22 protein-coding genes are annotated in these 25,418 nt (G+C 72.7%); 15 read left to right on the top strand and 7 right to left on the bottom strand.

Annotated elements, in window-relative coordinates:
* The first annotated feature begins 73 nt into the window (after positions 1-73).
* Complete coding sequence (locus ACIBCJ_RS00400) at positions 74-490, top strand: SsgA family sporulation/cell division regulator (RefSeq protein WP_362091137.1); 417 nt, start codon at positions 74-76, stop codon at positions 488-490.
* Between the two features lie 103 nt (positions 491-593).
* On the opposite strand, the gene ACIBCJ_RS00395 is transcribed toward ACIBCJ_RS00400, so the two are convergent.
* The gene (locus ACIBCJ_RS00395) at positions 594-1,265 is read right to left on the bottom strand and encodes a GPP34 family phosphoprotein (protein WP_365981438.1); all 672 of its coding nucleotides are present in this window, start codon (positions 1,263-1,265) and stop codon (positions 594-596) included.
* Positions 1,266-1,620: 355 nt separating this feature from the next.
* Between ACIBCJ_RS00395 and ACIBCJ_RS00390 the strand changes: the two genes are divergently transcribed.
* Both ACIBCJ_RS00390 and ACIBCJ_RS00385 read left to right on the top strand, forming a co-directional pair.
* A complete protein-coding gene (locus ACIBCJ_RS00390; RefSeq protein WP_365981437.1) occupies positions 1,621-3,297 on the top strand; it encodes an ABC-F family ATP-binding cassette domain-containing protein in 1,677 nt (558 codons plus the stop codon).
* 481 nt (positions 3,298-3,778) lie between these two features.
* On the top strand, positions 3,779-4,753 hold the full coding sequence (locus tag ACIBCJ_RS00385; RefSeq protein ID WP_365981436.1) for an acyl-ACP desaturase: 975 nt from the start codon (positions 3,779-3,781) through the stop codon (positions 4,751-4,753).
* A 178-nt stretch (positions 4,754-4,931) separates the two neighbouring features.
* Here the strand turns inward: ACIBCJ_RS00385 and ACIBCJ_RS00380 are convergent, their stop codons facing one another.
* On the bottom strand, positions 4,932-5,177 hold the full coding sequence (locus ACIBCJ_RS00380) for a WhiB family transcriptional regulator (RefSeq protein WP_362091126.1): 246 nt from the start codon (positions 5,175-5,177) through the stop codon (positions 4,932-4,934).
* Between the two features lie 190 nt (positions 5,178-5,367).
* Between ACIBCJ_RS00380 and ACIBCJ_RS00375 the strand changes: the two genes are divergently transcribed.
* On the top strand, positions 5,368-6,153 hold the full coding sequence (locus tag ACIBCJ_RS00375; protein WP_365981435.1) for a VOC family protein: 786 nt from the start codon (positions 5,368-5,370) through the stop codon (positions 6,151-6,153).
* Positions 6,154-6,235: 82 nt separating this feature from the next.
* Here ACIBCJ_RS00375 and ACIBCJ_RS00370 read toward each other — a convergent pair whose 3' ends face one another.
* Positions 6,236-7,282, bottom strand: a complete 1,047-nt coding sequence (locus tag ACIBCJ_RS00370) for a LacI family DNA-binding transcriptional regulator (RefSeq protein WP_365981434.1) — start codon at positions 7,280-7,282, stop codon at positions 6,236-6,238.
* Positions 7,283-7,604: 322 nt separating this feature from the next.
* Entirely contained in the window at positions 7,605-8,690 is a 1,086-nt protein-coding gene (locus tag ACIBCJ_RS00365; protein WP_365981433.1) for a multicopper oxidase domain-containing protein, read from the bottom strand.
* Positions 8,691-8,890: 200 nt separating this feature from the next.
* Here ACIBCJ_RS00365 and ACIBCJ_RS00360 point away from each other — a divergent pair, with 200 nt between their 5' ends.
* Positions 8,891-11,368, top strand: a complete 2,478-nt coding sequence (locus tag ACIBCJ_RS00360; protein WP_399281499.1) for a ThuA domain-containing protein — start codon at positions 8,891-8,893, stop codon at positions 11,366-11,368.
* Between the two features lie 14 nt (positions 11,369-11,382).
* Positions 11,383-13,569 carry an OmpL47-type beta-barrel domain-containing protein gene (locus ACIBCJ_RS00355; protein WP_365981432.1) on the top strand — a complete coding sequence of 729 codons (2,187 nt, stop codon included), beginning with the start codon at positions 11,383-11,385 and terminating at the stop codon, positions 13,567-13,569.
* A gap of 19 nt (positions 13,570-13,588) precedes the next feature.
* Here ACIBCJ_RS00355 and ligD read toward each other — a convergent pair whose 3' ends face one another.
* Positions 13,589-14,614, bottom strand: a complete 1,026-nt coding sequence (ligD, locus tag ACIBCJ_RS00350) for a non-homologous end-joining DNA ligase (RefSeq protein WP_362091109.1) — start codon at positions 14,612-14,614, stop codon at positions 13,589-13,591.
* 74 nt (positions 14,615-14,688) lie between these two features.
* Between ligD and ACIBCJ_RS00345 the strand changes: the two genes are divergently transcribed.
* Positions 14,689-15,756 carry an ATP-dependent DNA ligase gene (locus tag ACIBCJ_RS00345; RefSeq protein WP_362091106.1) on the top strand — a complete coding sequence of 356 codons (1,068 nt, stop codon included), beginning with the start codon at positions 14,689-14,691 and terminating at the stop codon, positions 15,754-15,756.
* Between the two features lie 12 nt (positions 15,757-15,768).
* On the opposite strand, the gene ACIBCJ_RS00340 is transcribed toward ACIBCJ_RS00345, so the two are convergent.
* Positions 15,769-16,959 (bottom strand): zinc-dependent alcohol dehydrogenase, encoded by a 1,191-nt coding sequence (locus ACIBCJ_RS00340; RefSeq protein WP_362091103.1) that lies wholly within the window; start codon positions 16,957-16,959, stop codon positions 15,769-15,771.
* Between the two features lie 202 nt (positions 16,960-17,161).
* Here ACIBCJ_RS00340 and ACIBCJ_RS00335 point away from each other — a divergent pair, with 202 nt between their 5' ends.
* Positions 17,162-18,145, top strand: coding sequence for a DUF3048 domain-containing protein (locus tag ACIBCJ_RS00335; protein WP_365981431.1), 984 nt, complete (start codon positions 17,162-17,164; stop codon positions 18,143-18,145).
* A gap of 15 nt (positions 18,146-18,160) precedes the next feature.
* Here the strand turns inward: ACIBCJ_RS00335 and ACIBCJ_RS00330 are convergent, their stop codons facing one another.
* Positions 18,161-18,625 (bottom strand): MarR family transcriptional regulator, encoded by a 465-nt coding sequence (locus ACIBCJ_RS00330; protein WP_362091097.1) that lies wholly within the window; start codon positions 18,623-18,625, stop codon positions 18,161-18,163.
* A gap of 210 nt (positions 18,626-18,835) precedes the next feature.
* Between ACIBCJ_RS00330 and ACIBCJ_RS00325 the strand changes: the two genes are divergently transcribed.
* Genes ACIBCJ_RS00325 through pcaD form a run of 7 tightly spaced genes read left to right on the top strand, consistent with a single transcriptional unit; the run spans position 18,836 to position 25,398 of the window.
* Complete coding sequence (locus ACIBCJ_RS00325; protein ID WP_362091094.1) at positions 18,836-19,618, top strand: CoA transferase subunit A; 783 nt, start codon at positions 18,836-18,838, stop codon at positions 19,616-19,618.
* Positions 19,618-20,262, top strand: a complete 645-nt coding sequence (locus ACIBCJ_RS00320) for a CoA transferase subunit B (RefSeq protein ID WP_362091091.1) — start codon at positions 19,618-19,620, stop codon at positions 20,260-20,262. Before ACIBCJ_RS00325 ends, ACIBCJ_RS00320 begins: the two co-directional genes overlap by 1 nt.
* Positions 20,259-21,500: a thiolase family protein gene (locus ACIBCJ_RS00315; RefSeq protein WP_362091088.1), complete on the top strand. Its 1,242-nt coding sequence runs from the start codon at positions 20,259-20,261 to the stop codon at positions 21,498-21,500. Before ACIBCJ_RS00320 ends, ACIBCJ_RS00315 begins: the two co-directional genes overlap by 4 nt.
* Before the next feature lie 18 nt (positions 21,501-21,518).
* Positions 21,519-22,292, top strand: coding sequence for a protocatechuate 3,4-dioxygenase subunit beta (gene pcaH, locus ACIBCJ_RS00310; RefSeq protein WP_365981430.1), 774 nt, complete (start codon positions 21,519-21,521; stop codon positions 22,290-22,292).
* A gap of 6 nt (positions 22,293-22,298) precedes the next feature.
* Positions 22,299-22,904 carry a protocatechuate 3,4-dioxygenase subunit alpha gene (gene pcaG, locus ACIBCJ_RS00305; RefSeq protein ID WP_362510241.1) on the top strand — a complete coding sequence of 202 codons (606 nt, stop codon included), beginning with the start codon at positions 22,299-22,301 and terminating at the stop codon, positions 22,902-22,904.
* Positions 22,901-24,256, top strand: a complete 1,356-nt coding sequence (gene pcaB, locus ACIBCJ_RS00300; RefSeq protein ID WP_362091079.1) for a 3-carboxy-cis,cis-muconate cycloisomerase — start codon at positions 22,901-22,903, stop codon at positions 24,254-24,256. The genes pcaG and pcaB overlap by 4 nt, the downstream gene beginning before the upstream one ends.
* Positions 24,253-25,398 (top strand): 3-oxoadipate enol-lactonase, encoded by a 1,146-nt coding sequence (gene pcaD, locus ACIBCJ_RS00295; RefSeq protein WP_365981429.1) that lies wholly within the window; start codon positions 24,253-24,255, stop codon positions 25,396-25,398. The genes pcaB and pcaD overlap by 4 nt, the downstream gene beginning before the upstream one ends.
* Positions 25,399-25,418 lie beyond the last annotated feature (20 nt).

Raw genomic sequence — 25,418 nt, 5'->3', positions numbered from 1 at the left:
TTCCGACGTCTCTCTCCATGCCCGGCCCGCACCATCCCCGAAGCCCGTCCAGCCGTCACGAGGGAGCAAGGCGTTGTCCACCGTCATCGAGCAGCCCGTCGAGGCGCGTCTCGTCGCCGCCGCACCGCGCATGCCGAGCATTCCCGCCACCCTGCACTACGACCGGGACGACCCGTTCGCCGTCCGCATGACGTTCCCCGCGCCGGCCACCCTCGAAGGCGTGGAGGTCTGCTGGACCTTCTCCCGCGAGCTGCTCATCGCCGGGATGCAGGAGCCGAACGGTCACGGCGACGTCCGGGTGCGCCCGTACGGATACGACCGCACGGTCCTGGAGTTCCACGCGCCCGAGGGCACCGCCGTGATCCACGTGCGCTCGGGCGAGTTGCGCCGCTTCCTGCAGGCCGCCGGCGAGCTGGTGCCGGTGGGTCTCGAGCACCTCCAGCTGGACCTCGACCACGACCTGGCCGAGCTGATGCGGGGGAGCTACTGACCGCTCCCTGACGGCCGGTCAGGTGGGCCAGCCAGGGCCGGTCAGGTGGGCCGGTCACTCCCCCGGGCCCCGCCGGTCCGGGTTCCGCGGCGCCGGCCGCCGCTCAGCCGCGCGCCGACGCCGGTGTCCGGGCGGCCTCGTCGCTCACCGCGCCCCACACCTCGCCCACGATCCTCCGCATACCGGGTTCCGCCCTCCCGCACCGTCCGGTCAGCTCGGTGATGCGTGCCCGGCCGCGCGCCCCGCTCGTGGCGCCCGCCGGGACGCCCAGCCCGGCGGCGGCCGCCAGCACGGCCAGGGCCGCGTCCCGCTCGGCGACCTCCCCGGCCGGCAGCGGTCCCTCCAGAGTGCGGCGCACCTCGTCGCGGAGCGCCCCCGGCACGGCCGTCCGCGCGAGCACGTGCTCCACCGACGGGAACACGCCGAGCACGCGCTTCTTCTCGGCCCTCAGATGTCCCTCGGCCACCAACTGCTCCCGTACGGCGTCGTAGGTGACCCGGGCGTGCAACCTGACCCAGGTGCGCCACCGGCGCGGCAGCGACTCGCGGACGAGCTCCAGCAGCCCGTCGAGGACGGCGTCCCCGGTGCGGGAGTCCAGGTCGGCGGGGGTGGCGATGCCCTCGTCGTCGGTGAGCAGACCGCGCTGGGCCAGTTCGGTCAGCGCGCCGGCCCGCACCAGGTGGTGGACCCGGGCGGTGTCGGCGGCCGTGGACCGCGCGGGGTCCCAGGCCAGCAGGCAGAGCCGGGCCGGCAGTGAGAGCGAGCCGTTGGGCACGGGGGCCTCCTCGGGGCCGTGGACGGGAGCCCGGTCCGGGGTCCGAGCGGGTCCTGACCGGCGCCCTGCCCGGGTCCCGCGTAAATGCGTTGACAGGCCGACCGGTCTTTTCTAGGTTCGACATCGCTTCTGTTGCCGCCGATTGGAGAAGGACGTTGCTCGTCTGAGGTCCTGAGACACCGCGTCACACGTGTTCCACGTGTGTGCGCCGCGTGCGACCTCGGCGTTCGAGCCGTCCGACCCGTCCCTTGCGGAGCAGGGCCCCCCTCCTCCTCTCGTCCGACGGCGGCCGCCCGCTTCGGTGTCTCGATACGCGTTTGCCCCTGACCGCTTCGAGCAACCGCGGAGACCCCGTATGTCTACCTACTCTGCTTCCCCCGTTTCCCTCACCTGTACGTCCCTGTCCTTCGCCTGGCCCGACGGCACCGGCGTCTTCGAGAACCTCGACGTCTCCTTCGGCCCCGGCAGGACCGGCCTCGTCGGCGTCAACGGGGCGGGCAAGTCGACGTTGTTGAAACTGATCGCCGGGCAGCTCGCTCCGGCGGGCGGCACCGTCCGGGTGACCGGCGAGGTGGGCTATCTGCCGCAGAACGTCACGCTCGACACCGGCCTGCGCGTCGACGAGGCGCTCGGCATCCGCGCACGGCGGGACGCACTGCACGCCATCGAGGCGGGCGACGTGGACGAGGAGCACTTCGAGACCGTCGGCGACGACTGGGACGTCGAGGAACGCGCTCTCGCGACACTCGGCGCGCTGGGTCTCGGCCACGTCGGCCTCGACCGCACCGTCGGCGAGGTCTCGGGCGGCGAATCGGTGCTGCTGCGGCTGGCCGCGCTGCTGCTGGACCGGCCGGACGTCCTGCTCCTGGACGAGCCCACCAACAACCTCGACCTCTACGCGCGCCGGCGGCTGTACGCGGCCGTCCGGTCCTGGCCCGGCGTACTCGTCGTGGTCAGCCACGACCGGGAGCTGCTCGAACTGGTCGACCAGATCGCCGACCTGCGGTCCGGCTCGGTCACCTGGTACGGCGGGAACCTCTCGGCGTACGAGGAGGCGCTGGCCGTGGAGCGGGAGGCGGCCGAGCGGATGGTGCGGGTCGCCGAGTCGGACCTGCGCAAGCAGAAGCGCGAACTGGCCGACGCCCAGGTCGTCCTCGCCCGCCGAAGGCGCTACGGGCAGAAGATGTACGACACGAAGCGCGAACCCCGTGCGGTGATGAAGCTGCGCGCCCGCACGGCCCAGCAGTCGGCCGGCAAGTACCGCATCATGCACGAGGAGAAGCTCGCCGAGGCCAGGGAGCGGCTGGACGACGCGGCGGAGGCCGTGCGGGACGACGACGAGATCCGCGTCGACCTGCCGTACACGGCCGTGCCCCCGGGCCGGACCGTGCTCACCCTGCGGGACCTGGAACTGGCCCACGGCGCCCGGGTGACGGGCGGCCTCGACCTGCACGGTCCCGAGCGGATCGCGCTGGTGGGGCGCAACGGCGCGGGCAAGACCACGCTGCTGCGCACCGTCGCCGGGGAGCTGGCGCCGGTGGCGGGCGAGGCGACGGCCCACGTGCCGCTGCGCTTCCTGCCGCAGCGCCTCGACGTCCTCGACGGCGACCTGAGCGTCGCGCAGAACGTCGCACGGTTCGCGCCGGGCGCCACCGACAACCGGATCCGGGCGCGGCTGGCGCGCTTCCTGTTCCGGGGGGCCCGTGCCGACCAGCGGGCGGCGACGCTGTCCGGCGGCGAGCGGTTCCGGGCGGCGCTGGCCGCGCTGATGCTGGCCGAGCCCGCGCCGCAGCTGCTGATGCTGGACGAGCCCACCAACAACCTGGACATGGCGAGTGTGCGGCAGCTCACCACGGCGCTGGAGGCGTACGAGGGTGCGCTGATCGTGGCCGGTCACGACATGCCGTTCCTGGAGTCGCTGGGCATCACCCGCTGGCTGCTGTTCGAGGAAGGAGAACTGAGGGAGACCACGCCGGAGGCGCTCGGGGAGACCGGCACCGCCGAGCATCTCAGGAGGACCACGGGCGACTGACGGGGGTTCCGTCGACGCGGGTCCCCGCTGCATGATGACGGACCGGCGCCCGTGACGCGGCGCCGGACCGCCGGCGTCGACCCGCGCCGGTCCCCCGCCCCGAGGAAGGTCCCGCGTGCTCGGCAGGAAGGCCCTCGTCCACCGCCCCGGCTCCCGGCTCACCGAAGGGCAGACCTCGGCCGCGAGCCGGTGCCGGCCGGCATCGGAGAGTTCCGAGAAGCCCGGGGGCCGTGTGACGTGCCTCTCGGTCCGGCCGCGGGAGCTGTACGCCTGAAGACGGCGGGCGAGGTGTCCTCACGGCCTCGGACCTGCGGCTCTCGGGGGCCGTGTCGCATCACGCCGGACGCCTGCTGATCAGCGACCTTTACAGTGCGTTTAACCTACGCCCTCGTAACCTACGGTTTCGTAGCCTACGATCCCGTAGGTTCCCGGCACCGCTCGCCGGCTGCTCCGCTCTGTCGCACGTCCCCTGGAGTTCTCCGTGACGATCGTCTCCCCGCACCTCGGCACTTCCGCCGAATGGACCGACGCCCGGCTGCTGTACGCGCTTGAAGAAGTGGTCGAGAAGGAACTCAACCGGCATCTGCAGGTCGCCAAGGACTGGATGCCGCACGAGTACGTTCCCTGGACCGACGCGCGGAACTTCCCGGGGTTGTTCGAGGACGGCGAGCCCTGGGAGAAGGAGCAGTCCAAGGTCACCGAGATCGGCCGGATCGCCCTCGTGGTGAACCTGCTGACGGAGGACAACCTGCCCAGCTACCACCATGAGATCGCCAGCCTCTTCGGCCGCGACGGCGCCTGGGGCACCTGGGTGCACCGCTGGACCGCGGAGGAGGGCCGGCACGGCATCGTGATGCGCGACTACCTGCTCGCCTCGCGCGCGGTCGACCCGGACAAGCTGGAGCAGTTCCGCATGGCCCACATGAGCGAGGGCTTCGAGTCGGACAACCGGCACTCGATGCTGCACTCGGTGGCGTACGTGGCCTTCCAGGAGCTGGCCACCCGCATCTCGCACCGCAACGCGGGCCACCAGTCCGGCGACCCGGTCTGCGACCGGATGCTGGCCCGCATCGCGACCGACGAGAACCTGCACATGGTGTTCTACCGGAACCTGCTGAAGGCGGCCTTCGAGCTGGCGCCCGACCTGACGATGCAGGCGGTCCGGGACGTGGTCGTCAACTTCCGGATGCCCGGTCACGGCATGCCCGGCTTCGAGCGGGCCGCCGCGCAGATGGCGATCGGCGAGGTCTACAACCTGCGCATCCACCACGACGACGTGATCCAGCCGGTCCTGCGCTTCCTGAAGATCATGGAGATCGACGGCCTCGGTCCCGAGGGGCAGCAGGCGCAGGAGGAACTCGGGCTGTACATGGGCGGCCTGGACGCCGAGGCCGCCAAGTTCGACGAGAAGCTGGCGGCGCGCAAGGCCCGGATGGCGGCCCGGGCGGCCGGCTGACCGCACCAGGCCCGACCCGCGGCAGCGGCCCGGCCCCGGCAGCGGTCCGGCCCCTGCCCCCCGCTCCGAACCCCGCCCCGGGCGCTCCGCGCGCTCGGGGTGGATCGCGCTCGGGGCGGATCGCGCTCGGGACGGACGGATCGGCGCTCCGGCCGGGTCGCGCTCCGGCCGGGGCAGCTCAGGGCGCGGTGCGCCGCAGGGCCATCCGTTCCTTCTCCGACAGCCCGCCCCAGACGCCGAAGCGCTCGTCGTTGCTGAGCGCGAACTCCAGGCAGGTCGAGCGGATCGGGCACAGGGCGCAGATGCGCTTCGCGTCGCGTACGGAGCTGCCTGGCTCGGGGAAGAAGAAGTCGCCCCCGGTCTGTGCGCACAACGCCTGCTCCTGCCAGCTGAGGTCGGGCGCCGCGGTCGTCTCGATGTGCATGGGCAGCAGCGTGCCGGGGGGCGAAAAACGTTCGATCAACGCGGCATCAACGCCGCGCCTGCGCACCCCCGCCCGTACGGATGCTCCTCTGCCGCGCGACGCGGTGCACGGCGGCGCGCGGAAGCGCGTGTCAGTGGTCGGTGGAAGACTCGTCAGTGCAGGCAACGGGACCCTTCCGAGGAGGGCGATCATGCTCACCACCCGTTTCGTCACCGGCGCTCCGAACTGGCTCGACGTCGGCACCTCCGATCTCGACGGCGCCACGCGCTTCTACGGCGGCCTCTTCGGCTGGCGGTTCAGGTCGGCGGGGCCGGACGCCGGGGGCTACGGCTTCTTCGAACTGGACGGCAGGATCGCGGCCGGCGGCATGCAGACGCCTCAGGATCAGGGTCCGCCGTCCTGGACGGTGTACTTCCAGGTGCCGGACGCCGGGGCCGCCGCCGAGAACTCCGAGCAGGCCCGCGGCGGCGTCCTGCTGCAGCCGGTGGACGTCATGGGCCAGGGCACCGTGGCGATCCTCGCCGACCGAGCGGGGGTGCCGTTCGGCATCTGGCAGCCGGGGCAGCGCGCCGGGCTGGACGTGGCCGGCGAGACCGGCACGCTCTGCTGGGTCGAGCTGCACACGGCGGACATCGCGGCCGCGGCCGCGTACTACCGGGAGGTGCTGGGTCTGGAGACCTCCGCCGTTTCCTTCCCCGGGGGCTCCTACACCTGCGTCAATCCGGTCGGGGAGGGCGAGGAGGCCATGTTCGGCGGCGTCGTCCCGCTCGCCGAGGACCCGGCGGACACCGACGCCGGATGGCTGCCCTACTTCGCGGTCGACGACGCGGACGCCGTGGTCGCCCGGACCACGGAGCTGGGCGGCACGGTGCTGATGCCCGCGGCGGACATCGAGGGCGTCGGCCGCGTCGCCCGGCTCGCCGACCCGTACGGTGCCCGCTTCGCGGTGCTCAAGCCGATGCCGCGCGGGGCGTAGGGCGCCGGCCCCTCCCGCGCCGGGTCAAGGGTGCCGGGCCCAGGGTGCGGGGTCCTTCCGCGCCGCCCCGCACCGCCCGGGCTCACGCGGTGGCGCGGTGGACCAGGGTGGTCGGCAGGACGACACCGGGCGCGGTGGCCGCCGGGATCTCCGTGTCGTCGTCGGCCGCGGTGCCGTCCAGGCCGCGCAGCAGCAGGCGGGCCATCAGCCGGCCCATGCCCTCGATGTCCTGGCGGACGGTGGTCAGCGGCGGGTCGGTCTGTTCGGCGACGGGCAGCATGTCGTCGAAGCCGACGACGGCCACGTCCTGCGGCACCCGTCGTCCGCGCTCGCGCAGCACCCGCAGCGCTCCCGCCGCGGTGAGGTCGTTGGCGGCGAACACGGCGTCGAGGCCGGGGCACCGGTCGAGCAGCTCCCGCATCGCCCGCTCCCCGCCGCCCGGGGTGAAGTCCCCCTGTGCGATCAGCCCCGGGTCGGCGCCCGCCCGGACGTCGCGGAAGCCAGCGAGGCGGTCGGCCGCGGAGGTCTGGTCGAGGGGGCCGGTGATGTGCGCGATGCGGGTGCGGCCGAGTCCGGCCAGGTGGTGGACGGCCGAGCGGGCCCCGCCGCGGTTGTCGCTGTCGACGTAGACCACGCCGCCGCGTCCGTCGTCCCAGTCGGGGCGCCCGCCGAAGACGGTCGGCACACCGGCGCTGCGTACCAGACCGGGCAGCGGGTCGTCGAGGTGCAGGGAGAAGACGAGGGCGCCGTCGACGTGCCCGCCGGCCAGGTAGCGGCCGACGCGGGCGTGGTCCTCGCGGCCCTCGGTGAGCAGCAGCACGAGCTGGTTGTCGTGGGCCGTCAGTTCCTTGCTGATGCCGCGCAGTTGCTGGGCGAAGTAGGGGTCGGCGAAGACCCGGGTCTCCGGTTCGGCGGCGACGACGGCGACGGCCCGGTGCCGCCGGGTCACCAGGGAGCGGGCGGCCTGGTTGGGCACGTACCCGAGTTCCTCCACCGCGCGCCGGACCCGCTCGGCCAGTGCCTCCCGTACCCCGTGCGATCCGTTGACGACGCGGGACACGGTGGCTCGTGAGACCCCGGCGCGTTCGGCGACGGCCTCCAGCGTGGGGCGCGGCGCGGTCTCGGTCACGGGCGGCTCCTCCTCGGCGGCTGCGGCTCAGGATAGCGGCAGGCCGTCGGGCGGAAGCGGGCCGTCGGGGCGGGGGACGCCCTGCGCGGAGGGGTCGCCTGGGCCCTCCGACGCCGAACCTTCGTGTGCGGGCCGGTGGAGGCGGGACCGCCGGCGCGGAACCGGTCCGACGCCGGGCCACCGGCGCGGAGACGGTCGAAGCCGGACCGCCCGCACGGAACCGGCCGAAGCCGGACCGTCGCCGCGGAACCGGTCGAGGCCAGGCCGCCGGCGCGAAGCCGGTCCGACGCCGGACCGGCGCCGGGGCGGCGCCGGGGCCGGTTCAGTGCTCGTGCTCGTGGGCCGGTGCCTCCCCGGTCGTCGCCTCCCCGGTCCCTTCGGCCACCGCGCCGTGCTCGTGGGCCGGTGCCTCCCCGGTCGTCGCCTCCCCGGTCCCTTCGGCCACCGCGCCGTGCTCGTGCGGTTCGTACCCGGGGATCGTGCCGTCCGGCTTCTTCACCAGGAACAGGCCCACCATCCCCATGTCGGAGTGGCTCTGCACGTGGCAGTGGTACATCCACGCCCCGGCCCCCACCCCCTCCCCCGCGACGATCTGGAAGCCGAAGGAGTCGGCCGGGCCCGTGATCTTGTTGTCGATGACACGGGACGGGTCGTCGGGGCCGGTGAGTATGCCGGTGCGGTTGTCCGCCCAGCGGTGACCGTGCATGTGGAAGGTGTGGTAGTACTCGCCGTGCGTGATCATGACGATCTCGACGCGGTCGCCCACGGTGGCCCCGAAGTCGGGCCCGGTGTGCGGCTTGCGGTTGTTGATGGTCATGTCGTTGAAGACGATCGTGTGCGTGGCGTCCGGCAGCACGTCCCCCTTGCGGCGCACGATCACCGGGCCGTACAGGCCGTTGCGGATGCCCCCGGTGCCGTGCTCGGTGCCGACCACGTGGTCGTGGTAGTGCCAGTAGCCCGCACTGCCCGGCCGCCAGGTGCCGTCGTCGCGGCGGCCCGGCTTGTGGGTGCGCCAGGTGTAGGTGCGGGTCCCGCCGGGCTCGACGTCGCTCTTGTTCATCGCGGTGCCGTCGCTGGAGATCTCGTAGTCCAGGCCGTGGACGTGCAGGCTCGCCCGCACGTCCATGGTGTTGGTGAACTCGATGTGCACCGTGTCGCCCTCGTTGAGCTCGATCAGCGGGCCCGGTACGGTCGCCTTGCCCTTCTCGAAGCCGTAGCCCATCTGACCGTCCGCCAGCTTCTCGGCGTACATCCTGAGGTGTCTCACCTCGCCTCCGGCCGGCGCCGTCCGCGCGGTGACGGCCTGGGCCCCGTTGGCCGCGCCCGCGACCTCCGGAGCGATGGACAACGATGTCGCGGCGGCCGCACCGCCCAGCAGCACGCGTCGGTTGAAGCCTCGCCTGTCCATGCCGAACTCCCCACGCCGATAAGGAATGTGCGCAGTCTCAGGGTCTGATTGGCTGTGACGAACCTGTGGGACCGTACCGGTTGCCGACGGGTTTATCCACACTCAGGACAAAGTTCGTTCGATCCCGGTCATACCTATTGGCGAATCGAGCAAAGAGGTCTAGCTTCCTTGGCGCTGCTGCCGTGACCGAGGAGGTGCCCATGCCCTTGAGAGGGTTGAGCGCGAGAAGAAAAGGCTGGGCGGCGTGCGCCACCGCGGCCTTCGTCGCCGCGGGACTGCTGGCCGGCCCTGCCGCCAGCGCACGTCCGGCGCCGGATCCATCTCTGACAACGATGTCGATCAAGTCGCCACCGGGCGGCTCCAACGTGAAGGTGCTGATCTTCTACGGGTCCGCCGCGGCCGGGGACGAGTCACCGGTCGTCAACGCCGGGATCGCGGCCGTCGAACGGATCGGCCTCTCCGGCCCGGCCGGGGAGCAGTTCCAGGTCGAGGCCACGGACAACGCCAACGTCTTCACCAACGAGAAGAGGCTCGGCCGCTTCAACGCGATCGTGTTCCTGACCGGCGGCGGCGACGTGCTGACGGCCGCTCAGGAGGCGGGGCTCGAGGCGTACATGGAGGCCGGCGGCGGCTTCGTCGGCATCCACGACGCGGCCCGCGCGGAGCCGTACTCGGACTGGTTCACCGGTCTGGTCGGCGCCCGCCCCGCCGCCGGTGCTCCGGCCAAGGTCCAGCGGGCCACGGTCGAGGTCGGTGACCGGCGTCATCCGGCCACCAAGGACCTGCCGCTGGAGTGGAAGCGGCCCGACGAGTGGCTGAACTGGCAGAAGAACCCGTCCGGCGAGGTCCACACCGTGGCCCGGGTGCGCGAGTCGACGTACTCGCCGGGAGCGGGCGCCAACGGGGCGGACCACCCGGTCAGCTGGTGCCGCGACTACGACGGCGGCCGGTCCTTCTACACCGGTATGGGCGGCACGGTGTCGTCGTACGACGAGACCGACTTCCGCAACCACCTGCGCGGCGCCCTGCTGTGGACGACCCGCCTCTCGCAGGCCGACTGCAAGGCGACCATCACCGCCAACTACAAGGCCGAGCGGCTCACCGACCCGAACCAGCCCGGGCAGAACGACCAGATCGGCGAACCGCACGGCCTGGTCACCGCGCCCGACGGCCGGGTGTTCTACATCGGCCGCGGCGGCACGGACTCCTCCCACCCCGTGGTGACCGACTGGAACGACCCGAACGTCGGCAAGGGCACCGGCGAGATCCACGTCTGGGACCCGAAGACCGACAAGGTCACCCTCGCCGGCGCGCTGACCGTCTTCGGCAACAAGGGCGGCGGCGACGAGCTGACCAAGGTCGAGGAGGGCCTGCTCGGCATCGAGCTGGACCCGCGGTTCGAGGAGAACGGGTGGGTGTACCTGCACTACACCCCGCACGCGCAGATCAACCGGGACACCCACATGGCCGAGCGGCGGGTCTCCCGCTTCACCCTCGACCGGGCGACGAACAAGCTGGACCTGGGCAGCGAGAAAGTGCTGCTGAAGTGGCCGGTGCAGATCCACAGCTGCTGCCACGCGGGCGGCGGGATGGCCTGGGACTCCAAGGGGAACCTGTACATCGCCACCGGTGACAACAACTCCAGCGGCTTCAGCGACGGTTACTCCGGCAACAACCCGGAGCCCAACTTCAAGGGCGTGTCCTTCGCCGACGCGCGCCGCACCGCCGGCAACACCAACAACCTCAACGGCAAGATCCTGCGCATCCACCCGGAGCCGGACGGGACCTACACGCTCCCCGAGGGCAACCTCTTCACCGGCAAGGAGACCGCCGAGGGCGGGGGCAAGACGCGGGGCGAGATCTACGTGATGGGCGTCCGCAACCCGGCGCGCATCTCGGTCGACAAGAAGACCGACACGCTGTACGCGGGCTGGGTCGGCCCGGACGCCGGCGCCCCGTCGACGACGTGGGGTCCGGCCAAGTACGACACGTTCGCCACCATCACCAAGGCGAGCAACCGGGGCTGGCCGTACTGCATGGGCAACAAGCAGCCGTACCGGGACCGGAACCTGCCGGACCCGTCGAAGCCGCTGGGCTGGTACGACTGCGACCACCCGAAGAACGAGTCGCCGAACAACGACGGCCTGGTCAACCTGCCGCCGGTGACCGGCAACAACATCTGGTACTCGCCGCAGGGCGGCGGCCCCGACTTCCCGCGCGACGAGAACGGTGTCCCGTCGTACAAGCAGGACGAGGCCGTCTACCGGCTGCCCTGGCTCAAGGGCGGCGGCCAGGCCGCGATGAACGGCCCGGTCTACCGCTACGACGCCGGCAACGCCAGCGACACCAAGTGGCCGGCGTACTGGGACGGCAAGTGGTTCGTCGGTGACTTCTACGACGCCGACCAGCCGCGCAACGCGGTGCTGATGGACCCGAAGACGCAGGGCGACGGCGGACTGCCGGTGCACTCGGAGTCCCTGAAGAAGATCGTGCCGATCGGCAACGACGGCATCAAGAACCTGATGGGCTGGAAGTTCGGCCCGGACGGCGCGCTGTACGTCCTGGACTACGGCCGCGGCTTCTTCACCTCGGACTCCAAGTCCGCCCTGTGGCGGGTCACCTACAAGGGCGGTGGGCCGACGCCCGCCGCCGGACAGCTGGCGAGGGGGTCCGAGTGATACGCCGACGAAGAATGTGGGCCGCGTTGTTGGCCGGCCTGCTGATGGTGCTCGGTCTGCAGGCGACGTCCGCCTCCGGACAGCCCGCGGCGGCGCCCGCCGCGGCGGCGGCCGACCAGGTACTGACCTGGACGGCGGGCGACGACATCACCAAGTACGTGTCGGCGCCCGAGACGGCGGTGGCCGGACCGGCCACGATCGTCTTCGAGAACAGTGAGGCCACCGGCAACACCACCGGCATGCCGCACACGCTGACCTTCATGACCAGCGATCCCGCGTACAACCAGGACGTCCAGCTGAACATCCTGGCCAACCCGAACGACTCCGAGGGCGGCAAGCACACCGCCGAGGTCACCCTCACGCCCGGCAAGTACATGTACCACTGCACGATCCCGGGCCACGGCCAGATGACGGGCGTGCTCGTGGTCACCGAGGGCGGCGGCGAGGACACCACGGCGCCGGCGACCTCGGCAGAGGTGGGCGGCACGCAGAACGCCGACGGCGCGTACGTCGGTTCCGCGACCGTGACGCTCGCCGCCACCGACGAGGGCGGCTCCGGCGTCGAGCGGATCGAGTACGCCGTCGGTGCCGACGGCGCCTGGCAGCCGTACACCACGCCGGTCGTCGTCGACCAGGTCGGCGAGCACACCGTGCGCTACCGCGCCTTCGACAAGGCCGGCAACGCCGCCGAGGAGAAGAGCGTCACGTTCGCGGTGGCCGCGCCGGACACCGACGACACGACCGCGCCGGAGACCTCGGCGACGGTCAGCGGCGAGAAGAACCCCGACGGGGCCTACATAGACATGGCGACGGTGACCGTCACCGCCTCCGACACCGGTTCCGGCGTCAACACCATCGAGTACGCGGTCGGCGACGGCGCCTGGACGGCGTACACGGCGCCGGTCATGGTGCACGAGACCGGCGAGCACACCGTGCGCTACCGGGCCACCGACAAGGCGGGCAACGTCGCGGCGGAGAAGAGCGTCGCCTTCACCGTGGCCGCCGCTCCCCCGCAGGACACCACCGCGCCGGTGACCGGCGCGACCGTGGACGGCACCAGGAACTCCGACGGCGCCTACGTCGGCAGCGCGAAGGTGACCGTGAACGCCGCGGACGAGGGCGGCTCCGGCGTCGCCGCGGTGGAGTACTCGCTGGACGCCGGGCCCTACCTGGCGTACTCGGCCCCGGTGGTCGTCGACCGGGTGGGCCGGCACACCGTGGCCTACCGGGCGAGCGACAAGGCGGGCAACACCTCCGAGCCGCTGACCGTGAGCTTCACGGTGGTGGCCGGCGGGGTGCCGGCGCCGCCCTGCCCGGAGTACGACGAACGCCTCACGGTGATCGTCGGCACGGTCGACTCGGGGGTGCCGAACCGGGTCACCGACAACCGGTGCCGGATCAACGAGCTGATCGAGGACGAGAAGGAGTGGACGTCCCAGGCGCTCTTCCTCAAGCACGTCGGGAACGTCCTGGACGCGCTGCGCGCCCAGGGCGTCGTCGACAAGCGTGAGGTCAAGGCGGTCAACAAGGCCGCCAAGCAGTCGAAGATCGGTCTGCCCGGCCAGACCGAGGGCTACCGCACCATCATGGACGGCAGCCAGGAGTCCTTCGCCAAGTGGGAGCAGGTGGGCGGCGGTTCGTTCGGGCTGAACGCGGACGGGTCGATCACCTCCAGCACCAGCACGCCCGGCATGGGCATGCTGTGGTTCCCCGAGCGCACGTACGGCGACTTCTCGCTGAAGCTGCAGTGGCGGGACGACGCGGCGGGCGCCGCGAACACCAACGGCGGCGTCTTCGTGCGCTTCCCGCAGGTGCACGACCACCCGGAGGAGTCGCGCCCCGAGTGGGTCGCCATCAAGTACGGGCACGAGGTGCAGGTGTTCGACAGCCCGACCGGCGACATGTACAAGACGGGCTCCCTCTACGGCTTCGACCGGGTCGGCCTGGCCGGCGCGGGCGTGACGGAGAAGGGCACCTGGAACGACTACGAGATCCGGGTGGTGGACCAGCACTACTCGGTCTACCGCAACGGCGTGCTGATCAACGAGTTCGACAACATCGGCGGCCAGACCTTCTACCCCGAGCGCTCGGACGACCCGGGCACCGACGGACGCCGGTTCGCCTCCGGCTACGTCGGACTGCAGGTGCACAGCACGTCGGACGTCGTCTCGTACCGGGACGTCCGGATCAAGGAGCTGTAGCCGGCCCCGGCGTCGTGGCTCAGTCCGGGCCGGGAGCCTTCTTCCTGGCCCGGCTGGGCTGCACCCGGCTCGGCTCGCCCGGCATCTTCGGATACTCGGGCGGGTAGGGCAGGTCGCCGAGCCCGTGCTCGTGCTCGTCCTTCGTCGCCAGCTCCAGCAGGGCGTCGAGGGAGTACCGCACCTCGTCCATGCCCGCGTGCACGTCGCCGAGTTCGGCGAAGCGCGCGGGCATCGTCGTGATGTCGAAGTCCTGCGGGTGGGCGACCCCCACCTCGTCCCAGGTCAGCGGCGCCGATACCGGGGCATGGGGGCGGGGGCGCACGGAGTAGGCGGAGGCGATGGTGCGGTCGCGGGCGGTCTGGTTGTAGTCGATGAAGATGCGCTCGCCGCGCTCCTCCTTCCACCACTTGATGGTGACCCGGTCGGGCATCCGCCGTTCCATCTCGCGGCCGACGGCGATCGCGGCGCGCCGCACCTGGGTGAAGGTCCAACGGGGTTCGATCGGCACGAAGACGTGGATGCCCCGTCCGCCCGAGGTCTTGGGCCAGCCGCGCAGCCCCCCGAACTCGTCCAGCACCGCCCGCAGTTCGTGGGCGGCGCGGGCGGCGTCGTCGTAGTCGGTGCCGGGCTGCGGGTCGAGGTCGATGCGCAGCTCGTCGGGGTGGTCGACGTCGTCGCGGCGCACCGGCCAGGGGTGGAAGGTGAGCGTGCCGTACTGCGCGGCCCACAGCACGGCCGCCTCCTCGGTCGGGCACATCTCGTCGGCGCTGCGTCCGCTGGGGAAGGTGATGTGCGCGGTCGGGATCCAGTCGGGCATCCCCTTGGGTGCGCGCTTCTGGTAGAACCACTCGCCGGTGACCCCGTCGGGGTAGCGCTGCAGGGTGGTGGGCCGGTCCCGCAGGGCGCGCAGGATGCCGGGGGCGACGGCCTGGTAGTACCGGGCCACGTCGAGCTTGGTGTAGCCGCGCTCCGGGAAGAACACCTTGCCGGGGCTGGACAGCCGCACGCTCCGCCCGCCCGCCTCCAGTTCCACCGCTTCCGCCATGCGAGCCACGGTAGGCGCAGCGCTCCCGCTTCGCATATCAGGCGCCTCGGGGCGAGGACGTACAGAATCGGACCATGGATCTCCCCGTCATGCCGCCCGTGAAGCCGATGCTCGCCAAGTCCGTGGCGAGGATCCCGCCGGGTATGCACTACGAGGCGAAGTGGGACGGGTTCCGCGCGATCGTGTTCCGGGACGGCGACGAGGTGGAGCTGGGCAGCCGGACAGGCAAGCCGCTGACCAGGTACTTCCCCGAGCTGGTGGCGGCGGTGCGGGAGCGGCTGCCCGAGCGGTGCGTGGTGGACGGGGAGATCGTGATCGCGCGGGAGGGGCATCTGGACTTCGACGCGCTGACCGAGCGGATCCACCCGGCGGAGTCCCGGGTACGGACGCTGGCGGAGCGTACGCCGGCCTCGCTGGTCGCCTTCGACCTGCTGGCCCTGGACGACGAGTCCCTGCTCGGCGTGGGGCTGGCCGACCGGCGGGCGCTGCTGGTGCGGGCGCTGGCCGGGGTGACGCCGCCGGTGCACGTGGCTCCGGCGACGGACGACATCGAGGTGGCCCGGCGATGGTTCGAGCAGTACGAGGGCGCCGGGCTCGACGGAGTCGTCGCCAAGCCGCTGGACCTGCGGTACCGGCAGGACGAGCGGGCCATGTTCAAGATCAAGCACGAGCGCACGGCCGACGTGGTCGTCGCCGGGTACCGCTTCCACAAGAGCGGCCCCGTGGTCGGCTCGCTGCTGCTCGGCCTCAACGACGACCGGGGCGTCCTCCAGCACGTGGGGGTGAGCGCGGCCTTCACGATGAAGCGCCGGGCAGAGCTGGTGGAGGAGCTGGAGCCGCTGCGCATGGACGACGCCGGGGACCATCCGTGGGCGGCGTGGGCCGAGGAGGCGGCGCACGAGTCGGCCCGCCTGCCGGGCGCGCCCAGCCGGTGGTCCGGCAAAAAGGACCTGTCCTGGGTGCCGCTGCGGCCGGAGCGCGTCGCCGAGGTGGCGTACGACCACATGGAGAACGGGGCGCGCTTTCGGCACACGGCCCGCTTCCGCCGGTGGCGCCCGGACCGGACTCCCGAGAGCTGCACGTACGCGCAGTTGGAGGAGCCGGTCCGGTACGACCTGGCGGAGATCCTCGGCGGGCCGTGACGTCCGTGGGCGCTACGGCTTCATCAGCACCTTGACCGCGCCGTCCTGCTTCTTCTGGAACATCTCGTACGCGTGCGGCGCCTCGGCCAGCGGCACCCGGTGGGTGGCGAAGTCGTCGACGCCGAGCGGGTCGTCGTCGGTCAGGTACGGGACGATGTCGTCGCTCCAGCGGCGTACGTTCGCCTGGCCCATGCGCAGCTGGATCTGCTTGTCGAACATCGTGAGCAGCGGCATCGGGTCGGCCATGCCGCCGTACACGCCGGACAGCGAGATGGTGCCGCCGCGGCGCACCAGGTCGATCGCGGTGTAGAGGGCCGAGAGCCGGTCGACGCTCATCCGCTCCGCGAGGGGCCCGCTGAGGGCCCTGGGCATCACCGCGGCGGCCTGCTGCACCAGCTTGGCGACGGCGCCGCCGTGCGCCTCGGTGCCGACCGCGTCGATCACGGCGTCGGGGCCGCGCCCGTCCGTCCGGTCCTGGATCGCGGCGACGAGGTCCTTCTCCTTGTCGAAGGAGCGCAGGTCGAACGTCTCCACGCCGCGTGCCCTGGCCCGCTCCAGCCGCTCCGGCACGAGGTCGACGCCGAAGACCTTCTCGACGCCCTTGAGCCGGGCGATCCGGCACGCCATGTCGCCGATCGGGCCGAGGCCCAGCACGGCGAGGCTGCCGCCCTTCGGGACGGCCGCGTACTCGACCGCCTGCCAGGCGGTGGGCAGCACGTCGGAGAGGTAGACGAAGCGGTCGTCGGCCGGCCCCTCGGGCACCTTGATCGGACCGAACTGTGCCTGCGGCACACGCAGGTACTCGGCCTGGCCGCCGGGCACCGCGCCGTACAGGCGGGTGTAGCCGAACAGCGGGGCACCCATGCCCTCGCCCGTGACCTGGGTGGTCTCGCACTGGGTGGGAAGTCCGGTGCCGCACATGTGGCAGTGGCCGCACGCTATCTGGAACGGCACCACGACCCGGTCGCCGGGCTTCAGGTTGGTCACCTCCGCGCCGACCTCCTCGACGATGCCCATCGGCTCGTGGCCGAGGATGTCGCCCGGTGTCATGAACGGCGTGAGCACCTCGTAAAGGTGCAGGTCGGAGCCGCACAGTCCGGACGAGGTGACGCGGATGACCGCGTCGGTCGGCTGCTCGATCCTGGGGTCCGGCACCTCCTCGACCCGCACATCCCGCTTGCCCTGCCATGTCACTGCCTTCATCGCCCCGTGCTCCCTCCGTCGCCGTGCGGGTCGGTTCCGCGTGGCGGCCGGGTACCCCGGGGCTCCGGCCGTCGAACCCGGTGGCCTTTTCGGCCGAACAGCGGATTATCCGCCCGGTTCCGTGTGCCGCATCCGAATCAGTCAGGTATGGCCCTGAATGCTTGCAGAAGCGCACAATCGATGACACGGGATGGGTGGTCGCATGGCCGGAACGCGAAGAGGACAGCGCAGGGGGCGGTGCGCCGCCCTGCTGACGGCGGCGGTGGCGGTCTCGCTGGCCGCGGCGGGCTGCACGGCGGGGCCCGGGGCCGAGGACGACGGACGGACGCGGACGCCGGACCACGCGCGGTCGCCCAGTGCGGCCCCCGCTGCCGGGCCGGTGCTCGCCGTGAAGGTCGACAACGTGCCCGCGGCCCGCCCGCAGTCGGGCCTGGAGGACGCGGACGTGGTCTACGCCGAGCCGGTGGAGGCGGGACTGAGCCGGCTGATGGCCGTCTACGCCTCCGAGCTGCCCCCGTCGGTCGGGCCGGTGCGCAGCGCCCGCGAGTCCGACCTGGAGCTGCTCGGCCAGTTCGACCGGCCGGTGCTGGCCTTCTCCGGCGCGCAGAGCAAGCTGCTGCCGCTCATCGACCAGGCTCCGCTGCGCGCGGAGCCGGCCCGCGAGGACTCCGACGCCTACGTCCGCGCCGACGACCGGCAGGCCCCGCACAACCTCTACCTGCACCCTCGCAAGCTGCTCGGGAAGCCGTCGGGTCCGGCGGCCCTCACGACCGGGTTCGCCTACGGCAAGGCCCCCGCGGGCGGCCGCGCGGAGTCCACGCACACCGTGCGCTACCCCTCGGCGAGCTTCACCTTCACCTGGTCCGGCGGCGAGAACCGGTGGCTGGTCTCCCTGGACGGCACCCCGGCCCGCACGGCCGACGGCGGGCGGCTGGCCCCCGCCACGGTCGTCGTGCAGCACGTGACGGTGCGCGAGTCCGACTTCCGCGACTTCCGCGGCAGCAACTCGCCCTACGTCGAGTCCGTGGGCTCCGGAGCGGCGGAGGTGCTGCGCGACGGGCGCGCCTACGAGGCCACCTGGAAGCGTGGGGCGGCCGGGGACGGCACGACGTTCACCACCGGGGACGGCAAGCCGCTGAAGTTCGCCCGGGGCCAGGTGTGGGTGGTCTTCGCGGGTGCGTCCTGACCCGGCGGGCCCTCGTCAGCCCGGTGCGGCCGTCGGCTCCGCCGGGTTGCGCAGCCCTTCCGCGGCGTCCGAGACCCGGCGGATGAGGTCGATGAACACCGCCTGCTCGTCGGCGGCGAGCGGCGCGAGGAACACCTGGTTCATCCGGGCGATGCGCACGCCCAGCCTGCGGTGGACGCGTACCCCCTCGCCGGTGAGCCGGAGCAGGGACCGCCGGCCGTCCTGCGGGTCGCGGACCTTGTCGAGCAGCCCGCGGCGGCCGAGCCGGCTGACCACCTCCGCGATGGTGGAGCGGTCCAGACCCACCCGCTCCCCCACACTGCGCTGATCGAGCCCCGGCTCGGCGACCAGGGCGTTGAGGACGGCGTACTGCGGTGAGGTGGTCTCCTCGGAGACCATCGTGTTCCACAGCAGGTAGTGCGCCTGCTGCAGCCGCCGGGCCAGGTGGCCGGGGTGAGTGGCCAGATCGACCGCTGCCATGCGCGCGCTCCCGTGGGTGACTTTCATCGGTGCACTGACGATACACGGCGGCGAGGGCGACCGACGGAGAACGCCTCACACGATCTACCTCCTCTTTTTCAGGTCTTGACGCCTCGCTCGCCCGATGGCAGCGTGTGGACGACCTCGCTGAAATAGTCAGTGCCCTGACTATCTGGTGCCGGGGCACGTGCAAGGGATGGGGCTTCTCGGATGGACAAGGTGGTGGCCACAGCCGGTGAGGCGGTGGCCGACGTGCCCGACGGCGCGTCGCTCGCAGTGGGCGGTTTCGGGCTGAGCGGTGTGCCGAACGTGCTGATCCAGGCGCTGTACGAGCGCGGGACCGGTGGGCTGTCGGTGGTCTCCAACAACTGCGGGGCGATGGACACCGGGCTGGCCGTCCTGCTGGCCGCCGGACGCATCGCCCGGGTGACCGGGTCCTACATCGGCGCCAACAAGGAGTTCGCCCGTCAGTACCTCGGTGGCGAGCTGGAGGTCGAGATGATCCCGCAGGGCACCCTGGCCGAGCGGCTGCGGGCCGGCGGAGCGGGCATCCCCGCCTTCTACACCCCCGCCGGGGTGGGCACCCAGGTCGCCGACGGCGGGCTGCCGTGGCGGTACGACGGGTCCGGCGGGGTCGCGCTGGCCTCGCCGCCGAAGGAGGTCCGCGAGTTCGACGGGACCCCGTACGTCCTGGAGCGCGGCATCCGCACGGACTTCGCGCTGGTCCGCGCAGCGAAGGGCGACCGGCACGGCAACCTGGTCTTCGCGAAGTCGTCCCGGAACTTCAATCCGCTGGCCGCGATGGCCGGACGGGTGACGATCGCCGAGGTGGAGGAACTGGTCGAGCCGGGCGGGATCGACCCGGACGCCGTGCACCTGCCGGGGATCTTCGTCCAGCGGGTGGTGGCCCTGACGGCCGAGCAGGCCGCCGACAAGAAGATCGAGCGACGCACGGTTTCCGTGCCTCCCGCACGAGGGACGGTGACCTCCTGATGGCCTGGACACGTGAACAGATGGCCGCGCGGGCCGCGCTGGAGCTGCGGGACGGCCAGTACGTCAACCTCGGCATCGGCCTGCCCACCCTGATCCCGAACCACCTGCCCGAGGGCGTCGAGGTCACCCTGGAGTCGGAGAACGGCATCCTCGGCACCGGCCGGTACCCCACCGAGGCCGAGGTGGACCCCGACCTGATCAACGCGGGCAAGGAGACGGTCACGGTCCGGCCGGGCGCCGCGTTCTTCGACTCGGCCCTGTCCTTCGGCATGATCCGGGGCGGGCACATCGACGTGGCGGTGCTCGGCGCGATGCAGGTCTCCGCCGGCGGCGACCTGGCCAACTGGGCCGTCCCGGGGAAGATGATCACCGGCATCGGCGGCGCGATGGACCTCGTCCACGGCGCACGGACCGTCATCGTGGTCATGACCCACACCGCCAAGGACGGCTCTCCCAAGATCCTGAAAGAGTGCGCCCTGCCGCTCACCGGCAAGGCCTGCGTCGACCGCGTCATCACCGACCTGGGCGTCCTCGACGTCACCGCCGACGGCCTGGTCCTGGTGGAGACCGCCCCGGGCGTGACCGTCGACGAGGTCGCCGACAGGACCGACGCCGGACTCCTCGTCGCGGAGGGACTGAAGTGAGGGACGTCTACATCGTCGACGCGGTGCGCACCCCGTTCGGCAAGTACGGCGGGGGTCTGGCGGGCGTACGCCCCGACGACCTGGCCGCGCACGCGATCCGCCGGCTGCTCGGCCGTACTCCGGACCTGGACCCGTCCCGGATCGACGACGTGTACGTCGGCAACGCCAACGGCGCCGGCGAGGAGAACCGCAACGTCGCCCGCATGGCCGCCCTCCTGGCCGGCCTGCCGACCACCGTGCCCGGCGTCACGGTGAACCGGCTGTGCGCGTCCGGTCTGGAAGCGGTGATCCAGGCGGCCCGCGCCATCGCCGTGGGCGACGCCTCGGTCGTGCTCGCGGGCGGCGTGGAGTCGATGACCCGGGCGCCGTACGTGCTGCCCAAGGCGGACCGGCCGTTCCCCGCCGGGCACGCCGAGATGTACTCGACCACCCTGGGCTGGCGGATGGTCAACCCGGCGATGGACCCGCAGTGGACGATCCCGCTCGGCGAGTCGGCGGAGCTGATCGCCGACAAGCACGGGATCACCCGCGAGCAGCAGGACGCGTACGCCCTCGCCTCGCACCGCAAGGCCGCCCGTGCGCAGGCCGAGGGCCTCTTCGACGCCGAGCTGGCGCCCGTGCCCGTGCCGCGCCGCAAGGGCGACCCGGTGGACTTCGCCGCCGACGAGTGCGTACGCCCGGACGCCTCCCTGGAGGCGATGGCGAAGCTCAGGCCGTCCTTCCGCACGACGAGCGTAGCGAGCTGGGGGTCCCCCCGGCCGGAGGCTGGGGGAGGCACGGTGACCGCCGGGAACGCCTCCCCGCTCAACGACGGCGCCGCGGCGCTGCTCCTGGCCGACGAGGAGGGGCTGAAGGCCGTCGGACGCGAGCCGCTCGCCCGGGTCTCGGCGGCCGGCGTCTCGGCGACCGACCCGCGGTACTTCGGCCTCGCCCCCGTCGAGGCCGTGAACCGCGCACTCACCAGGGCCGGCCGGACCTTCGCCGACCTGGACGTGCTCGAACTCAACGAGGCCTTCGCCGCCCAGGTACTGGGCTGCGTGGCCGAGTGGCCCGAGTTCGACCCCGCGATCCTCAACCCGCAGGGCGGGGCCGTCGCCCTCGGCCACCCCCTCGGCGCGTCGGGCGCGCGTCTCGCCGGCACCGTCGCCCACCAGCTCGCCCGCAGGGGCGGCGGCACCGGTGTCGCCACCCTCTGCATCGGTGTCGGCCAGGGTCTCGCCCTGGTCCTCGACCGCTAGTCACCCCAGGGAATCCCCATGACTCTCACCCAGCACGACATCGACGCGGAGATCGCGGCCGAGCACTCCGCCTACGAGAAGCGGGTGGCCGGCGGCGCGCCCGTCGAGCACCACCCGCGCCGCGACTACGCCCCGTACCGCTCCTCGGTGCTGCGCCACCCGAAGCAGCCGCCGGTCGCCATCGACGTCTCCAAGGACCCCGAGCTGGTCGAGCTGTCCTCGCCCGCCTTCGGGGAGCGGGACATCACGGAGATCGACAACGATCTGACCCGGCAGCACACCGGGGAGCCGGTCGGCGAGCGCATCACCGTCTCCGGCCGCCTGCTCGACCGCGACGGCAGGCCGGTGCGCGGCCAGCTCGTGGAGATCTGGCAGGCCAACTCGGCCGGGCGCTACGCGCACCAGCGCGAGCAGCACGACGCACCGCTTGACCCCAACTTCACCGGCGTGGGCCGCACCCTCTCCGACGACGACGGCTTCTACCGCTTCACCACCGTCCAGCCCGGCCCCTACCCGTGGCGCAACCACGTCAACGCCTGGCGCCCGGCACACATCCACTTCTCGGTGTTCGGCTCGGCGTTCACCCAGCGCCTGGTGACGCAGATGTACTTCCCGAACGACCCGCTGTTCCCGTACGACCCGATCCTCCAGTCGGTGACGGACGACGCGGCGCGGCAGCGGCTGATCGCGACGTACGACCACAGCCTGTCGGTGCCGGAGTTCTCGCTCGGCTACCACTGGGACATCGTGCTCGACGGCCCGCACGCCACCTGGATCGAAGAAGGACGCTGACCCGCCATGACGAAGACCGACAGCAGCGGCCCCGAGCAGGTGCCGCCCACCCCGTCGCACACGGTCGGCCCCTTCTACGGGTACGCGCTGCCCTTCCGCGGCGGCGAGGACATCGCGCCCGCCGGTCACCCGGACACGATCACCGTGCACGGGTACGTGTACGACGGCGCGGGCAGCCCGCTGCCGGACGCCCTCGTCGAGCTGTGGGGTCCCGACCCCGAGGGCCGGGTCCCCACCGCCGACGGCTCGATGCGGCGCGACCCGGCCTCCGGCGGCTTCCTGGGGCGCAACGGCGTGGAGTTCACCGGTTTCGGCCGCATCCAGACCGACGCGAACGGCCACTGGTACGCGCGGACGCTGCGTCCGGGGGCGCGGGGGCACAGCGCCCCGTACGTGAGCGTGTGCGTGTTCGCGCGGGGGCTGCTCGTGCACCTGTACACCCGGCTCTACCTGCCGGGCGACGAGGCGGTGCTCTCCGCCGACCCGCTGCTGTCGCGGGTTCCGGGCGAGCGCCGCGACACGCTGATCGCCGCGGACGAGGGCCGCGGGACGTACCGTTTCGACATCCGCCTTCAGGGCGAGGGCGAGACGGTCTTCCTGGAGTTCCAGTGACATCACCTGCCGACCCCGCCGAGCCGGACGCCGCCGTCGGCACGAGCCTGTTGGCCCCCGGGTGGACGGGCTCGCCGGCCGCGTCCGCGACCGGTGACCGCGCGTATCTGCGGGCGCTGCTCGACGCGGAGGCGGCGCTGACCCGCGCCCAGGCCGCACTGGGGCTCGCCCCGGCCGAGGCGGCCGGGGCGGTGGACGCCGCCGCGGACCCGGACGCCTTCGACGCGTGCTCCCTGGCGGCACGGGCCCGGGCCGGCGGGAACCCGGTCATCCCCCTGGTGGCCGACCTGACGAAGGCGGTCGGTGAACCGTACGGGTCCTACGTGCACCGGGGCGCGACCAGCCAGGACATCCTGGACACGGCGACCATGCTGGTCGCCGCCCGCACCCTGGACCTGCTGCGGCCCGATCTGGCACGCACGGAACGGGCGCTGGCCCGGCTGGCCGCCGAGCACCGGGACACGCCGATGCCGGGCCGGACGCTCACCCAGCACGCGGTGCCGACCGCCTTCGGGCTGAAGGCCGCCGGCTGGCGGTCGCTGGTGCTGGACGCGCGGGACCGGCTCGCGGCGGTGCGCTCCGCGCTGCCCGCTCAACTCGGCGGCGCGGCGGGCACCCTGGCCGCCTTCGAGGCGTACGGCGCGACCGACCCGGCCGCCCTGCCGGCCGCCTATGCCCGCGAACTGGGCCTGCGGGCACCCGAGTTGCCCTGGCACACGCTGCGCACCCCGGTCGCCGACCTGGGCGGCGCCCTGGCCTTCACCGCCGGGGCGCTCGGGAAGATCGCCGCGGATGTGCTCACGCTGTCCCGCACCGAGATCGGCGAGGTCGCCGAGGGCAGCGGGGGCGGTTCCTCGGCGATGCCGCACAAGGCCAACCCGGTGCGCTCCACGCTGATCGCGGCGGCCGCCCGGCGCGCGCCGCAGCTCGCGGCCACGCTGTACGGCTCGCTGGCGGCCGACGACGAGCGCCCGGCCGGGGCCTGGCACGCCGAGTGGGAGCCGCTGCGGGACCTGCTGCGCCTCGCCGGTGGCGCGGTGCGGGACACCGCCGAACTGGCCGAGGGGCTGCGGGTGCGTCCGGACGTGATGCGGACGCACCTCGGCCTCACGCACGGGCTGATCGTGTCGGAGCGGCTGTCGGCCGCACTGGCCCCGGTGCTCGGGCGGGCTCGCGCCAAGGAGCTGCTGACCGAACTGGCGGCGCGCACCTACGCCGAGGACCGGGACCTGGGCGAACTGCTCGCCGAGGTACCGGAATTGCGGGGCCTGGACCTGGCCTCGCTGACCGACCCCGCCCGTTACACGGGTGCCGCTGCCACCCTCACCGACCGTGCTCTGGAGCGACGTTGACGACCCTGCTCAACCACCTGTCCGAAGGCCCCGCCTCCGCTCCCCCGCTGCTGCTCGGGCCGTCGCTGGGCACCTCGTACGCGCTGTGGGACGCGGTGGCGCCCGAACTGTCCACGGGGCACCGGGTGATCCGCTGGGACCTGCCGGGGCACGGCGGTTCACCGGCGGGCCTCGTCGGACCCGGCGCCACCGTCGGCGACCTGGCCGCTCTGGTGCTCGCGCTCGCCGACTCGCTCGGGGTGGAGCGGTTCGGGTACGCCGGGGTGTCCCTGGGCGGTGCGGTGGGCCTGCACCTGGCCGTGCACCACCCCGAGCGCGTGTCGTCGCTGGCGGTGGTCTGCTCGTCGGCGCACTTCGGCGGCGCGAAGCCGTGGCGGGAGCGGGCCGCGCAGGTGCGTGCGGAGGGCCTGGCACGGCTCGCCGAGAGTGCCGACGCGCGGTGGTTCACCCCGGGATTCACCGTGCCGCGGCTGGTGCGGGACCACCGGGGTGCCGACCCGGAGGCGTACGCCGCCTGCTGCGACGCGCTGGCCGCCTTCGACCTGCGGGACCGGGTCGGGGAGATCGCCGCGCCGACGCTGCTGGTCGCCGGGCGCGAGGACCCGGCGACGCCGCCGGCCCACCTGCGCGAGCTGGCCGACGCGGTGCCGGGCGCGGCGCTGACCGAGATCCCGGGCGCCTCGCACCTGGCACCGGCCGAGCGGCCCGAGGCGGTGCTGACGGCGCTGCGGGCCCAGTTCGACGGCGGTGCCCGGCGGGGCATGGCGGTGCGGCGCGAGGTGCTGGGCGACGCGCACGTGGACCGCGCACAGGGGCGGCAGACGCCGTTCACCGCCCGCTTCCAGGACTTCATCTCGCGCTACGCCTGGGGTGAGATCTGGACCGACGAGACGCTCTCGCGGCGCGAGCGCAGCATGGTCACGCTGACGGCGCTGGTCGCGCACGGCCACTACGAGGAGCTGGCCATGCACGTGCGGGCGGCGCGGCGCAACGGGCTGTCGGCGGACGAGATCGGCGCGGTGCTGCTCCAGACGGCGGTGTACTGCGGGGTCCCGGCCGCGAACTCCGCGTTCGCCACCGCCCAGCGGGTGCTGGCCGAGGAGTCAGGCGCCGCCGAGGAGTCCGGCGCCGCCGAGGGGTGACGCCCCACCGCCCGCCCTGA

This window comes from Streptomyces sp. NPDC051136 (genome assembly GCF_044455745.1).
Lineage (GTDB): Bacteria > Actinomycetota > Actinomycetes > Streptomycetales > Streptomycetaceae > Streptomyces.
Note: the sequence above shows the minus strand (reverse complement) of the source record. Positions and strands in the feature narration are given on the sequence as shown.